The 14,220-nt window shown below is 54.9% G+C and carries 13 protein-coding genes and 2 pseudogenes; 9 read left to right on the top strand and 6 right to left on the bottom strand.

Going from position 1 to position 14,220, the window contains the following annotated elements:
• The first annotated feature begins 11 nt into the window (after nt 1-11).
• The 5 genes and pseudogenes from PRJ_RS28395 to PRJ_RS30800 form a co-directional block, all read left to right on the top strand.
• Nucleotides 12-1,292 carry an efflux RND transporter periplasmic adaptor subunit gene (locus PRJ_RS28395; protein ID WP_094010853.1) on the top strand — a complete coding sequence of 427 codons (1,281 nt, stop codon included), beginning with the start codon at nt 12-14 and terminating at the stop codon, nt 1,290-1,292.
• Between the two features lie 24 nt (nt 1,293-1,316).
• The gene (locus tag PRJ_RS28400; RefSeq protein WP_094010854.1) at nt 1,317-4,478 is read left to right on the top strand and encodes a CusA/CzcA family heavy metal efflux RND transporter; all 3,162 of its coding nucleotides are present in this window, start codon (nt 1,317-1,319) and stop codon (nt 4,476-4,478) included.
• A gap of 155 nt (nt 4,479-4,633) precedes the next feature.
• The gene (locus PRJ_RS28405; protein ID WP_094010855.1) at nt 4,634-4,957 is read left to right on the top strand and encodes a DUF2790 domain-containing protein; all 324 of its coding nucleotides are present in this window, start codon (nt 4,634-4,636) and stop codon (nt 4,955-4,957) included.
• Between the two features lie 206 nt (nt 4,958-5,163).
• Nucleotides 5,164-5,352, top strand: a pseudogene (locus tag PRJ_RS28410) (hypothetical protein); the annotation flags it as partial.
• A 2-nt stretch (nt 5,353-5,354) separates the two neighbouring features.
• Nucleotides 5,355-5,812: pseudogene (locus PRJ_RS30800) on the top strand (phospholipid carrier-dependent glycosyltransferase); the annotation flags it as partial.
• A gap of 85 nt (nt 5,813-5,897) precedes the next feature.
• Here PRJ_RS30800 and PRJ_RS28420 read toward each other — a convergent pair.
• Nucleotides 5,898-6,119, bottom strand: coding sequence for a hypothetical protein (locus PRJ_RS28420; RefSeq protein WP_094010856.1), 222 nt, complete (start codon nt 6,117-6,119; stop codon nt 5,898-5,900).
• 266 nt (nt 6,120-6,385) lie between these two features.
• Here PRJ_RS28420 and PRJ_RS28425 point away from each other — a divergent pair, with 266 nt between their 5' ends.
• Nucleotides 6,386-6,973 carry a hypothetical protein gene (locus PRJ_RS28425; RefSeq protein WP_094010857.1) on the top strand — a complete coding sequence of 196 codons (588 nt, stop codon included), beginning with the start codon at nt 6,386-6,388 and terminating at the stop codon, nt 6,971-6,973.
• Between the two features lie 56 nt (nt 6,974-7,029).
• Here the strand turns inward: PRJ_RS28425 and PRJ_RS28430 are convergent, their stop codons facing one another.
• Complete coding sequence (locus PRJ_RS28430; protein WP_104963041.1) at nt 7,030-8,448, bottom strand: heavy metal sensor histidine kinase; 1,419 nt, start codon at nt 8,446-8,448, stop codon at nt 7,030-7,032.
• Complete coding sequence (locus PRJ_RS28435) at nt 8,445-9,119, bottom strand: heavy metal response regulator transcription factor (RefSeq protein ID WP_094010859.1); 675 nt, start codon at nt 9,117-9,119, stop codon at nt 8,445-8,447. Before PRJ_RS28435 ends, PRJ_RS28430 begins: the two co-directional genes overlap by 4 nt.
• Nucleotides 9,120-9,818: 699 nt before the next feature.
• On the opposite strand from PRJ_RS28435, the gene PRJ_RS28440 reads away from it, so the two are divergent.
• Nucleotides 9,819-10,145, top strand: coding sequence for a DUF2790 domain-containing protein (locus PRJ_RS28440; RefSeq protein WP_094010860.1), 327 nt, complete (start codon nt 9,819-9,821; stop codon nt 10,143-10,145).
• Between the two features lie 32 nt (nt 10,146-10,177).
• On the opposite strand, the gene PRJ_RS28445 is transcribed toward PRJ_RS28440, so the two are convergent.
• The 3 genes from PRJ_RS28445 to PRJ_RS30505 all read right to left on the bottom strand — a co-directional run bounded on the left by PRJ_RS28445 (nt 10,178) and on the right by PRJ_RS30505 (nt 11,847).
• Complete coding sequence (locus tag PRJ_RS28445; protein WP_094010861.1) at nt 10,178-10,528, bottom strand: DUF3147 family protein; 351 nt, start codon at nt 10,526-10,528, stop codon at nt 10,178-10,180.
• Between the two features lie 157 nt (nt 10,529-10,685).
• Entirely contained in the window at nt 10,686-11,591 is a 906-nt protein-coding gene (locus PRJ_RS28450; RefSeq protein ID WP_094010862.1) for a cation diffusion facilitator family transporter, read from the bottom strand.
• Between the two features lie 55 nt (nt 11,592-11,646).
• Nucleotides 11,647-11,847, bottom strand: a complete 201-nt coding sequence (locus PRJ_RS30505) for a zinc ribbon domain-containing protein (RefSeq protein ID WP_244891309.1) — start codon at nt 11,845-11,847, stop codon at nt 11,647-11,649.
• Between PRJ_RS30505 and PRJ_RS30510 the strand changes: the two genes are divergently transcribed.
• Together PRJ_RS30510 and PRJ_RS28460 are read left to right on the top strand one after the other, a co-directional pair.
• A complete protein-coding gene (locus PRJ_RS30510; protein ID WP_244891312.1) occupies nt 11,785-11,976 on the top strand; it encodes a hypothetical protein in 192 nt (63 codons plus the stop codon). The genes PRJ_RS30505 and PRJ_RS30510 overlap by 63 nt on opposite strands.
• Before the next feature lie 507 nt (nt 11,977-12,483).
• Nucleotides 12,484-14,181 (top strand): phosphoethanolamine transferase, encoded by a 1,698-nt coding sequence (locus PRJ_RS28460; RefSeq protein WP_104963042.1) that lies wholly within the window; start codon nt 12,484-12,486, stop codon nt 14,179-14,181.
• The last annotated feature ends 39 nt before the right edge of the window (nt 14,182-14,220 follow it).

A 14,220-nucleotide genomic window follows, 5' to 3' on the forward strand; every position in this document is an offset into this window, starting at 1 on the left:
CAGGAGTAGCAATGGAAAACAAACGCAAGATCGCCCTCGCGGTGGCCGCTGTGGCAATCCTTGGATTTGGCGGCCTCGCCTGGAACAGCAGTTCCGATCAACAAGCGGCGACTAACGCAGAACATGGTACTGACGATGGTCATGGCCATGAAAAGAAGGCCGGATCAGCTAAAAAAGAGAAAAGTGATGCGGAGCATGGTGAAGAGGGGCACGGTGAAGAAGGTCATGGCGAAGAGGGCCACAGTGAAGAGCGGGGTGAGGAAGAGGGCAAGCTGACCCTCAGTGCTGAACAGATCAAAGCAGCGGGCGTGACTCTGGAATCGGCTGCGCCTCGTGATCTGGGAACCGTCGTGAGCTTCCCGGGTGAGATTCGTTTTGACGAGGACCGCACTGCGCACGTTGTTCCTCGCGTTCCAGGCGTTGTCGAAACAGTCCAGGCGAATTTGGGTGAGTCCGTCAAGAAGGGCCAAGTCCTTGCAGTGATTGCCAGCCAACAGATCTCTGACCTACGCAGCGAGCAACAGGCTGCACAGCGTCGTGTCGAACTGGCGCGAGTGACCTTCGATCGAGAGAAGCAGCTCTGGCAGGACAAGATTTCTGCGGAGCAGGACTACCTCCAGGCTCGCCAGGCGCTGCAGGAAGCGGAGATCTCGTTAGCCAACGCCAAACAGAAGGTCGGCGCGATCGGCGCCTCGGTGAACTCTGTCGGTGGTAACCGCTACGAACTCAGGGCTCCCTTTGACGCCGTAGTGGTGGAGAAGCACTTGACCGTCGGTGAAGTCGTCAGCGAGGCGACTAACGCCTTCATTCTGTCCGACCTCAACCAAGTCTGGGCCACTTTCGCTGTACCGCCTACCGATTTGGCCAAGGTCACTACCGGCCGCGCCGTGAAGGTTTCCTCACCTGACATGAATGTGGAGGTCGAGGGCAAGGTGGGTTATGTCGGCAGCCTGTTGGGCGAGCAAAATCGAGCAGCGACCGTCCGCGTTACCTTGACCAATCCCAACGGGGCCTGGCGCCCTGGTCTTTTCGTCAACATCGCAGTCACTTCCCAGACTGCTCGCGTGGCGGTGGCTGTCCCGGAACACGCCGTGCAGACCGTTGATGACAAACCTTCGGTCTTCGTACGCACCGCCGAGGGCTTCGACACCCGCCCAGTAAAGCTGGGCCGCCGCGACAGTGGGTACGTGGAAATCACGGACGGTATCGAAGCGGGCGCTCACGTGGCTACCAATGGCAGCTTCACACTCAAGTCTGAGCTCGGCAAAGCCTCTGCCGAGCACAGCCACTGATGCGAACTGACAGGATGATTTCTCATGTTTGAACGTATCATCAGATTTGCCATTGAACAGCGGATCGTTGTGATGATCGCTGTCCTGATCATGGCCGGTATCGGCATCTACAGCTACCAGAAACTGCCGATCGATGCCGTTCCTGACATCACCAACGTCCAGGTGCAGATCAATACTGCAGCGCCTGGCTATTCCCCATTGGAAACTGAGCAGCGGATCACGTTTCCAGTTGAAACAGCCATGGCTGGTCTTCCAGGCCTTCAGCAGACCCGTTCCTTGTCTCGCTCTGGCCTGTCTCAGGTCACCGTGATCTTCAAGGATGGCACCGACATTTTCTTTGCCCGCCAGCTGATTAACGAGCGGCTGCAGGTTGCGAAGGAACAGCTGCCAGAGGGTGTAGAAGCTGTCATGGGGCCGGTATCCACCGGGCTCGGGGAGATCTTCCTGTGGACCGTAGAAGCCGAAGATGGCGCGGTCAAAGAAGACGGTACGCCCTACACGCCCACCGACCTGCGGGTGATCCAGGACTGGATCATCAAGCCTCAGCTGCGCAACGTACCCGGCGTTGCAGAGATCAACACCATCGGTGGCTTTGCCAAACAGTTCCTTGTTGCGCCGGATCCGAAGCGCCTGGCTACCTACAAGCTGACCCTGAATGATTTGGTCGCAGCGTTGGAAAGCAACAACGCCAACGTCGGCGCCGGTTACATCGAGCGTAATGGCGAGCAGCTGCTCATCCGTGCACCTGGCCAAGTCCGCGATATCGAAGACATCGCCAGCATCGTAATCACCAGTGTGGATGGTGCACCGATTCGCATCAGCAATGTTGCCGACGTCAGCATCGGTAAAGAGCTCCGTACGGGTGCTGCTACCGAGAATGGCCGCGAGGTCGTGCTCGGTACCGTGTTTATGCTTATCGGTGAGAACAGCCGTACTGTGTCCCAAGCTGTCGCCGCGAAGCTCGCGGATATCAACCGTACCCTGCCAAAGGGCGTGGTTGCCGTCACCGTTTACGACCGTACCAACTTGGTTGAAAAAGCCATTGCGACGGTGAAGAAGAACCTGGTGGAAGGCGCGATCCTGGTTATCGCCATCCTCTTCCTGTTCCTCGGCAACATCCGTGCTGCGCTGATTACCGCGATGGTCATCCCACTCTCCATGCTGTTCACCTTCACTGGCATGTTCAACAACAAGGTCAGTGCCAACCTGATGAGTCTGGGAGCACTCGACTTCGGCATCATCGTAGACGGGGCCGTGGTTATCGTGGAGAACGCGATCCGTCGATTGGCCCATGCGCAGCACAAACATGGCCGTATGCTCACCAAAACCGAACGCTTCCATGAGGTCTTTGCCGCTGCCCGCGAAGCGCGTCGGCCACTGATCTTCGGGCAGCTGATCATTATGGTGGTGTACCTGCCCATCTTCGCTCTCACCGGCGTGGAGGGCAAAATGTTCCACCCCATGGCATTCACCGTTGTGATGGCGCTATTGGGTGCAATGATCCTCTCCGTTACCTTCGTGCCTGCGGCGATCGCCATGTTCGTCACGGGCAAGGTCAAGGAGGAAGAGGGCGTTGTTATGCGCACTGCGCGGCTACGTTATGAGCCTGTGCTGCAGTGGGTGCTTGGGCATCGGAATATCGCTTTCTCCGCAGCAGTAGCACTGGTCGTTCTCAGCGGTGTACTTGCCAGTCGCATGGGAAGCGAGTTCATCCCAAGTCTCAGTGAGGGGGACTTCGCTCTTCAAGCCTTGCGCGTACCGGGAACTAGCCTCAGCCAGTCGGTGGATATGCAGGAGCGTTTGGAAAAAGCAGTCATCGAGCAGGTACCGGAAGTTGAGCGTATGTTCGGCCGAACCGGTACGGCTGAAATCGCCTCTGACCCAATGCCGCCAAATATCTCCGACGCCTACGTCATGCTCAAACCAAAGGACCAATGGGCCGATCCCGACAAGTCGCGAGAGGAACTCATTGCCGAGGTTCAGAAGGCGGCAGCCAGTGTCCCGGGCAGCAACTATGAACTCTCCCAGCCTATCCAGCTCCGTTTCAACGAACTGATCTCCGGGGTGCGCAGCGATGTTGCGGTGAAGGTTTATGGTGACGACATGGACGTGCTCAACAGCACGGCCAATAAGATCGCCGCAGCGCTCAAAGCGGTACCAGGCTCCTCGGAGGTCAAGGTTGAGCAGACCACAGGTCTGCCGGTGCTGACCATTAACATCGACCGGGAAAAAGCAGCACGCTATGGCCTGAGCATTGGGGACGTGCAGAATTCGATCGCGATTGCTGTGGGTGGTCGTAAAGCGGGAACGTTGTACGAGGGTGATCGCCGATTCGACATGGTGGTGCGCCTGCCTGAGGCCATACGTACCGACGTCGCGGGTATGTCTAGCTTGTTGATTCCTGTGCCTGCCAATGCGGCTCAGGGCGCCAATCAGATCGGTTTCATTCCACTTTCGCAGGTCGCTAAGCTGGACTTGCAGTTGGGCCCGAACCAGATCAGCCGCGAGAACGGTAAGCGCTTGGTTATTGTAAGCGCCAACGTTCGGGGCCGTGACCTTGGGTCGTTCGTTGATGAGGCGGCATCTACCCTGTCAACGAAGGTGGAAATCCCAGCAGGTTACTGGACCAGTTGGGGCGGCCAGTTCGAGCAGTTGCAGTCTGCAGCCAAGCGCCTGCAGATTGTGGTTCCAGTAGCCTTGCTGCTGGTAATGACCTTGCTGTTCTTGATGTTCAACAACCTGAAGGACGGCATGCTGGTCTTCACCGGTATTCCATTCGCTCTCACTGGCGGGGTCGTGGCCCTTTGGCTGCGTGATATCCCGCTCTCGATCTCGGCAGGGGTAGGCTTCATCGCTCTCTCCGGCGTCGCGGTACTGAACGGCCTGGTGATGATTGCCTTCATTCGCGGGTTGCGAGAAGAGGGACGAACGCTCAGGCAGGCCGTTGACGAAGGAGCTCTGACCCGACTGCGACCTGTGCTGATGACTGCGCTGGTGGCTTCCCTGGGCTTCATTCCGATGGCCTTGGCCACCGGTACAGGTGCCGAGGTTCAACGGCCGCTGGCAACGGTGGTGATTGGCGGGATTCTGTCCTCCACCGCGTTGACCTTGCTGGTACTGCCTGCTCTGTATCATTGGGCACACCGAAAAGATGAAGATGGCGATGAGGCCGAAGTGGTTAGCTGATAGCCACTGATAAAGAAGCCCACAACCCGTGCTGTGGGCTTTTTTATATGAAGCTGATGCACTTACCTTTCAAAATTGTAAGTTTCTCGTCATGCCGGTGATGCCTGTGCGTTGCTAAAGTTACGCCGAGATGATTTGAATTTGAGAGGTTCCTAATGAAAAAGCTAATTTTTGCTGCTGCACTTGTTATGTTTTCGATGGCTTCGCAGGCTTATACTTACTCTGAAAGCAAGCAGCTGCAATACATCAAGGAGCATCAGACTGCTGTAGCGAACTATGCCGAGAGAAATGGCAAACCGATGCCGGAGATCCAGGACTACAATTACGGCATGAAGATCGATGTTGCGAAATTCGTGCGTCAGTCCCAAGACCCGCGTACCTGCCAAGTTTACCCGCGATTGATGACCTTCGAGGACTCTCAGGGTACGCTTAAGACGGTTCGCTACTCCATGTACTCGCAATGCATCAACAACAAGTAGTAATTGCTGTGAGTAGAACACTTAGAGAATTCATAAATGCCAGGCAGTGCCTGGCATTTTTTATTGAGCTCGATGAACGTCATTTAGGCTAGATGCCTTAATGACTGCCCCTGGGTTAGCTGTGAAATAAATCTCAGCTACACAACAGTAATGTCTTCCAACTGCACAGGGCAGTTTATAGTCTTGCCCCCCAGAAGGGACGAGTTATGAAAAGTTCGCTTGAACGCCCAGATGACCAAGCAGGGCATGAAGGGCTGAGCCATGAGTACGACGGCATCTTTGGCATGAACACCGAGCTGGTTTTCGCGCTGATCTGTGGTGCCCTGCTCGGAGCCGGAGCGCTCGCAGGAAAACTAGGGCTGATCGACAGGCTGCCGCTGGTTCTGTACGTGTCTCGGCGTTGCTCCTGTCCGGTCGGATCAATGAGGTTGGCCGAAGGATCACCAGGGCGCCGCCGCGAGCGTTGATACTGCCAATCATCGGCGTCGACATCATCTATGCCGGGGTGTTGATGCAGAGGCCCCAGAACCAGCGAGATGTCGTTCAGGCCTGGTTGAATGTGCTCCATCGGCCCCTCTGATCTACCCTGGTCGCCGCTCGTATTCCTCGGAGTTCTACAGCAGCGGGAAGTCCGAAAACATCCAGTACCCAGCAAAGTGGCCTCGTGACAGCTCTTTCTACCTGTCCCGGCGCTTACACGACAGCAATGCTGAGCTGCCTGCCAACCTGGGCTGTGTCGAGATCACCGAAGCGAACGCCAGTCAGCTGTTGCTGTGCCGTTGGAAAGACGCCAAGCAAGGTACCGAAGGTCTGGTCGGAGAAAGTAATGCGGAAACGCCTCGTACAAACGAAGGTAAAATTCCAGACACAAAAAAACCAGGATTTACCCTGGCTTTTTTGTCGATTGCTCTCGTCATTTGAAGTCCTATTTAACCGCCGTTTAGTTATCGGCTTGTTCCTTACCATCCTTGCTTTCTTTCTTTTGCTCTTGAGCGACTTGTTTTTTGTTCTGGTCCGAAGAGTCATCGTTCCATAGGCGAGCCTGTTCATTTCGGAAGTTTTCCTGGAACTGTTTCGCTCGCTCGTAACCACCTTCAGCGTAAGCGGTACCCATGAGACCAAGCAGCAGGCTGCCAATAGCGATAGATTTGACAAATTTCATTGTGTGCCTCGGTTCTTACTAGGCCTGCCTGACTGACGGCCTTTGTTGGTTTGTAGTTTAGGAACGCGAAGCTAACGACAAGGTGAGTCAATAATTACAATTCCGTAATTTGGGCGGCTGGCGGGATGCGCCAAATCTGCAAATCTGGAAGGATCATGTCTACCTCGCTTGTGCCGAGGGTGACTTCAAACTGCTTCTTAAATTACATATTTGACATCTAACAAAATAAATCAGTGCGGCGTTACCGGCCGCCCTAGGAGATAGCCATGAATGACATAGAGTCTTGGGCTGTTGCCATCGGTGACTTCCGTCGAAGCACTGAAAAACTCACAGTTCAGCTCGATGAGCTGGCCTCCCAGACCAGGGCCTGCAACGCCGTTCTGGAAAAGTCGAACGAGCTGGTGGAGGAGGTTGACCTTGTCAGTCGGCAGATTCAGGAGGAGGTACGAAAGGCTGAGAAAGCCTGGTCCAATGCCGAAGAGGTCGCCATACGCGCTGCGGCAGAGGCATATTCCGCTGCCGCTCGTGGAGTCGAGACCGCCATCCAACCGCTGATTTCGGAGCTCACTGCCGCGACAAAATCAGCGAATGCCTCGATCCTGGAGCTAAAGCAAGCACCGGTGCTGGCCAAGCGCTATGTCATGGTGGTGGCGACAGCATTCTTTATCCTGGCACTGCTCTGTGTGTACTCGACCATGCAATTCATTGAGGCCGCCGGCAGTGTGAGCGCCCAGGAAAAAGTGAATGCCCAATACTTCTCCCACCTGTGGAGAAACGCCAACCCAGAAGAGCAAAAGATCATAAAGTCGGTAATTCTGCGGTCACCTATGGACCCTGTGGTGCTTAGGCACTGAGGCATTGCATAGACAAAAGGCCCGTCGATTGACGGGCCTTTTCAAGTGGGCGCGCTTCAAGCAGCGGTCTTTGCCGGCTGCTTTAGCTGGGCTTCGGGAAAGTGAAGGTGGAACCAGGTGAAATTTTCCTCGGTCACTTCCACGCTCGCCGAGCCTTGATGCAGGCTCATGATCGACTGCACGATGGCAAGGCCAAGACCGGTCCCCCCTTCGCTTCGTGCTCGGCTCTTATCTACGCGGTAGAACCGTTCAAACAAATGCGCATGGTGTTCCTTGGCGATCCCGCGGCCCGGGTTGCCGACGCTCAAGGTCGTGCCGCTACCACCGCGTTGCACTTTCACGTAGACCGTGCGACCGCGAGGGCAGTAGCGAATCGCATTTGACACCAGATTCGAGACGGCTCGTTGAATCATCAGGCGGTTACCGCGCACCACGTCATCACTGCCAGAGATCTGCAGCTGGATCTCGCCATCCTCTGCCGAAATGCTGAAGAGATCACACACCCGCTGAACTTCATCGACCAGGGACACAGGTTCGAACTCCACCATGGATGCTGGATGACTGACCTGAGCGAGGAACAGCATGTCGGAAACCATGCGGCTCATGCGGTCCAGCTCTTCTGTGCACGACTCCAGCACTTCCCTGTACTCGGGAAGCGATCGCTCTCTGGTCAGTGCAACTTGGGCTTTACCCATCAGGTTGGATAGCGGCGCTCGCAGTTCGTGAGCAAGATCGTCAGAAAACTGCGAGAGCTGCTGAACCCCGTCATCCAGGCGAGCCAGCATGATGTTGATACCGTCGGCGAGCTCTTTGAGTTCTGCTGGCATTCCATTAGTCGGCAGACGATGGTCGAGGCTCTCGGTGGAGATCTTCGAGGCGACTTTCAGGAACTTGGTCAGAGGCAGCAGACCTCTGCGTACGGTCCACCAGCCGATTGCGAGGATCAGCGCGATGATGAGCGGGGAAATCATCAGGGCCCAGGTGAGCAATGCATCAAGCAGCGCTTCATTGGACGACTGGTCCATAGTCATGTACACGCTGACTTCGGTTCCGTCGCCCAAATTCATGGTGCGAGAAGCTGTCAGCAAGGGGCGGTCCTGGGTGTCGCGCCACTCATGTTCCTTCGGCTGTGCGGATGGTTGAAACTTGTGCACCTCCACGTTGACCTGCTTCGAGCCTATCGAGAGCAGGGGCATCTCACTCTGCGCCGACTCAAAAATGCTGACGTACAGGTTGTTGTGGCCCATCACCAGATCCACAAGCTGATGTGCGTCAGCGTTGACTCCTGAGATGTCGGAAATCATGGACAGGTTGTGAGCCATGCCTGCCATCTTCACTTCCAGGTCACTGCGGGCATTTCGCTCCAGCGCCTGGCCCACCATCAGATACCCGAAAGTGGCGAATAGAAGCAGCAACGCTGCGCTCATCAACCCCACTTTTAATCCCAGCTTTGCAGCCAGGCTGAATGGCCTCATGCGCGTTCCTCAAAAACGTACCCTACGCCACGAAGCGTGTGAATGAGCTTGGTTTCAAACGGGTCATCGATCTTCGAGCGAAGGCGCCGGATAGCGACATCGATGACGTTGGTATCGCAGTCAAAATTCATGTCCCAGACCAACGAAATGATCTGGGAACGAGTCAACGCTTCGCCCGTCCTGCTCATAAGCAGGTGCAGGAGCGAAAATTCCTTGGTGGTAAGGTCGATGCGTGTGCCAGCGCGGAAAACCCGATGGCGCACTGAGTCGAGTTCCAAGTCGGCAATTTTCAGCGAACTCTTCTCGACTAATTCATCACCACGCCGCTGCAGCGAACGGATTCGAGCGAGCAGCTCCGGGAATTCGAAGGGTTTGACAAGGTAATCGTCGGCTCCGCCATCCAAGCCTTTGAGCTTGTCGTTGATGCGACCACGAGCGGTCAGCATGATGATGCGGACCCGGCTGGTTTTCCTGATGGTTTCCAAAAGGTCCCAACCGTCGATGCCAGGAAGGTTTACGTCCAGCAGAACCAACGAATAGACGTTAGTATTGAACAAGTGCAGGGCGTCAACACCATTGTGCACGATATCTACGACATACCCGCTTTCGGATAGGCCCTGCTGAAGATATTCGGCAGTTTTAATTTCGTCTTCCACAACTAGCACGCGCATAACTTATCTCAAGGTGTGAGGAAGGAATTGGCCTAATCCGCCAAGACTGTGGTTGCAGGCAGTTTGAAGGTTCGGCTGAGTGCATGGCATCTGGTGGTCGCTACCTCTGTCCATACGCCGGGGTCACCTGAGGACGCTTGAATCTTAACGCGAAGACGCTGGCCGCGGCGAAATCCTACAAATTTGTAATGTAGCCGCAAGATTGCTGACAGTCATGACGGCTTTCCCTACTGAGCTTAGCGGATTCTGTGGCTTGCAGCGGTTTGCAGTCCTCACGCCTGACAGGCGGATTCGGCCGAGAGGAGTGGTGTTTCTGCCAAGCTGCTCAGCTTTTGTGGCGTTTACTCCTTCAAGCTCAAGCTACGAGTGGTAGCAAGCCACCGATCGTTCTCCCCATAAATAACGGGCTTAAACCGGCGAGCATGCTTGGCTTTTCATCTTACTCAGGCAAGGATAATTACTTTACAATCTATTACATGTCCAAATTGTAATTTCACAATCATCTTGTCGTTAGCCGCTTTTGCTAGTTTAAGTGCAGCACACAGGCAGCGCTGCTTTGGGTCAGTCTCATCTGAAGCAGCATGGCGGGAGTAACGAAACCCTGCTCACGCCAATGCATTCACCTTGGAACCATACGCTCCTTTGGTAAGGTGAATTTTAGCGCCCCGCCATGGGCGCTTTTTTATAAATGGACTTCTCATGAAAACAACTATATCGGCTATTGCTGCGTTCATGCTTTTCTCTGCACTGTCGACAAATGCCCATAGCAGCGTTCTGATCAACGACGATCTTGAGCAGTCTGCCAGGAAGGCTACGGAACGCTATGCACAGAGCGTGAAGAAACCCATGCCCGAGCTTGAAGACTACGCATACGGTATGGATTTGGACGTTGGCAAGTTGGTGTACGTCTCGCCTAGCGTGCGGTACTGCGGGAATGTGAGAAGCATGATGACTTACGAGGATTCCAAGGGCGAACTGCACATGGTTCGCTACCTCGTGAAAGGTGAGTGCATCAACAGCCGGTAAGCGGTGGCTGAGTGCTTTCCTCTACACCCGACTCAAAGCAACTCGATGCCCAATCGCCTTAGAAGTAGGGCAAAGCCTCCGAAGCTCGCCATGGTGATGAGGATGCTGGAGATAAGTGTTGACCAGAATCCCAACTTGGGCAGCAGTGCCGGAAACGCGATAAACATCGGCAGCGTTGGAATCACATACCAGAACGTGTACCAGGCATGATTGGAAATCTTCTCCATGCTCTGGTTTTCCAAGTAGAGCCAGATGAGCGTCAAGACGGTGACCAATGGCAGGGCGGCAACCAAGCCGCCCAGCTTGTCACTGCGCTTTGCCAGCTCAGACACGAGAATTACTATCGCGGCAGTGACCAGGTACTTCGTAATGATCCAAGTCATCGCTGAACCTACTTGAGCTAGTGGAATGGATCTTCCGGGATCATTCACCAGGCACTCATGAAGTGCTTCTGCTGTCGCCAATCCATCCTTGCCTAATCCTCGACAACACCACCCCCGACGTTGAAGGCGGTGTGTTGATCAGGTGTCTATCGGCCGATTAATGCGACGGCGAAGGGACGTTCTCGTGGAAAGCTGCGCGCTCGATCTGAATAGTGCAGTGATGGATTTCGAACGCGTCGCTGACTGCATCCACGACGGCCGCTAGCACAGCATCTCCATCTGCTGCGTCTCGGACGACCACGTGCGACGTCATCACGTTGCTTCCGCTGCTGACAGCCCAAACGTGTAAGTCATGTACATCCGTGACGCCTTCGACCTTGAGGATCGTGGCCTCGATTGCCGCCACGTTGAGTCCCCGGGGTACACCTTCCATAAGAATCCCCAAGCTCTCTCGAAGCAATTGCCACGTCCGCGGCAATACCCAAAGGCCGATCGCTACGGCAACAACCGTGTCGACCCAGATCCAGCCGGTAAAGCGGATAATGAGGGCGGCGATGATCACGCCCAACGATCCGAGCATGTCGCTCCAGACTTCGAGGTAGGCGCCTTTGACGTTGAGGCTCTCGTTGCTGGCAGATGCCAGCAGTCGCATTGAAATCAGGTTGATGATCAGGCCGGCAATTGCAATCCACATCATCGCCCCGGTGGCGATCTCCGCCGGCATGAAGAAGCGCTGGTAGGCCTCGTACAAGATGTACATCGCCACCAGGAAGAGCAGCACGGCGTTGAACGTGGAGGCTAGGATCTCCAACCGCGCATAGCCAAAGGTTCTTTTCTGATCCGCCGGCCGCTTGGCGATCTGAAGCGCAATCAACGAAATTGCCAAAGCGGCGGTGTCGGTGAACATGTGAGACGCATCCGACAGCAACGCCAGGCTGCCGGTAATCCATGCGCCGATCACTTCAGCGATCATGAAGCTACCGGTCAGGATCAATGCCATGACTAGTTTCTTCTGATGCCCCTCACGAACCGCGGCACTGCCATGATCATGATTCGATCCCACGTATTTCTCCTTGCACAGGGTAGTGGTCGCGTTGGATTTCCAGAGTGGTCAGGCGCTAAGGGGTTGCCTGGCCGCACTGGCTGCAGAATTTTGCTCCTGCTGTCAGGGACGAGCCGCAGGCCGTGCAACCACTCGATAGTGGTGTTCCGCAGTTTAGACAAAAGCGTGCGGACGGGGCGTTTGCGGTCCGGCAGTGCCTGCAAGTCTGCAGATCTTTGATTGGGGCTTGAGCTATTGCGCGACCATCCTCAATCACCCGGTCATTACCGTCGCAGGATTGCTGCTGCTCGAAGCGACCATGCCGGTCATGTCGATCACTCCCGTGCCCACTACCGTGATGCTTGCCACCGCCGTGGTTTCCACGGCCGTGGTGGCCACCCAATAAATTTTTGAGAAAACTCATGGTGTTCGTCCCTCATCGATAGGTGACATCAGCACGAGCAAAAGGTGAAAGAAGTGTTCTGCTCGCTAGAATGACTTTTAAGTTAAAGTAAAAGTTCAAAGTTAGCGTACGACAAAACGAAGCTGGTTTGTTTATGAAATTTAATTTAATTCACCGGGCGGCATTGACTGCTCAAAAAGTCGGACTTATCCGATTTTTTATCATAGCCTGAGCATTTACAATCGAAAAAGTCATTATCGCGATTCTGTCAGCATTGTAATCGCGAAGTCATCATGACGTTATCGTGTGGCGGAAATAATGCGCCTAGCGAGAACTAATTTCTCATTTAATCCTATGCCTCACACATCCTAAGCGTCCTCAGGCTAAGGGGATCAAGGTCTCTGGCGCTCTGTACGCCCTGATTCGCTCTGTGTCTGTCGATGGCTTGCCATTTAGCTCCCGACTATTCATAACCAGCGCCATGGATGAGCAGCTCTCTAGAGTTCGATAATGACACCTTCTAAATCCATTATTCACAACCTGTTAAGTAAATGGATCCATGCTATTCGCAATGTTAGACAGGAAGGCATTAGCACCAATTCACTCGTCGCGCTAGTAACTTTATGGTTGTTGCTATTCGCGAACGCTGAGCTTTGGCGTGTGCTCTGGCGCCTGGCATTCAACACTAATGAAGTTAACTGGTTGCTCGCCGCCAGCCTGCCAGTCGTAGTGTTCGTTTGGGTGTTCACCGTACTTAGCTTGCTGTCATGGTCAAGACTCGCAAAACCTCTGCTGTGCCTGGTGCTGATCAGCGCGTCGTTCGCCAGCTACTTCATGAGTACTTACGGTATCGTCATTGATTACACGATGTTCACCAACGTCGTGGAGACCGACGTCGGTGAGGTGTCCGAGCTACTGAACTGGAAGCTTGGCCTCTGGGTGGCAATGGTAGGGGTATTGCCCGTCTACCTGATCTGTCTGGTGCCCCTGCGGCGCAAGCCCTGGACCAAAGCGTTGGGTAGCAGACTCATCGTCCTGTCGCTCACACTGGTAACCCTTGCTGGTGTCGTGCTGAGCCAGTACCAGTCTTATGCCTCCCTCCTACGCAACAATCGAGAGATCCGGCTCATTCTGGTTCCCACCAATTTGTTTGCTGCCGGTCATGGTTACCTGAAACGCAAGCTGGCCACACCGAAAGCACTGACCTCCATCGGTACCGACGCCCTGGTGACCAGGCAGGGAGCGGCTCGCAAACCCAAGCTGCTGGTACTGGCAGTGGGGGAGACCGCACGTTCCGCCAACTTCTCCCTTAATGGTTACTCCCGCAATACGAATCCAGAGCTGGAAAAGCGCAATGTCATCAGCTTCTCGAATGTGAGCTCGTGCGGCACCGCCACCGCGGTTTCGCTGCCATGCATGTTCTTGGACGTCGGTAGGGATAAGTACAAGGATGGCTTGGCCAAGAGTCGAGAAGGGCTGCTCGATGTGCTTCAGCGCGCAGGCATCAGTGTCATGTGGACTGATAACAATTCGGGCTGCAAAGGGGTCTGTGATCGGGTGCCAAACCACAAGGCTACCCAACACGCAGATGCTCAGCTGTGCAGCAGCGACGAGTGCAAGGACGGTGTATTGCTCTCGGAGATGGAGGACTTCATCAAGCGTCAGGAAGGCGATGCAGTCCTGGTGCTCCACTACAAAGGTAGTCACGGCCCGGCTTACTACAAGCGCTACCTCCCGCAGTTCAAGAAATTCGGGCCGGTCTGCGAGACCAATGAGCTCGACAAATGTAAGCAGCAGGAGGTGATCAATGCCTACGACAATTCGATCCTCTACACCGACTACGTCACGGCTGGCCTGATCGATATTCTGGCCGCGAACAACAAATTCGACACTGCGCTGATGTACGTTTCGGACCACGGGGAGTCACTGGGAGAGGCTGGTCTTTACCTGCATGGGCTGCCCTATGCGATGGCACCAGATGAGCAAACCAAGGTGCCATTGGTGCTCTGGATGTCTGACGCTTTCGCGAAAAGCGAACGCCTTAATGTGGGCTGCTTGAAAGTACAGGCAAGCTCGCCACTGAGCCGCGACAACCTGTTCCACACCGTACTCGGGATGATGAGCGTCCAGACATCCTCGTATAGCTCAGCTCTGGATTTTACGGCCCCTTGCAAGACTTTGACCGGAAGCACCTACTCAGGCCTCTAATACGGACTGAACGCGTGAGGTCGACAGCGCTTCCACATC

This window comes from Pseudomonas sp. XWY-1 (assembly GCF_002953115.1).
Lineage (GTDB): Bacteria > Pseudomonadota > Gammaproteobacteria > Pseudomonadales > Pseudomonadaceae > Aquipseudomonas > Aquipseudomonas alloputida.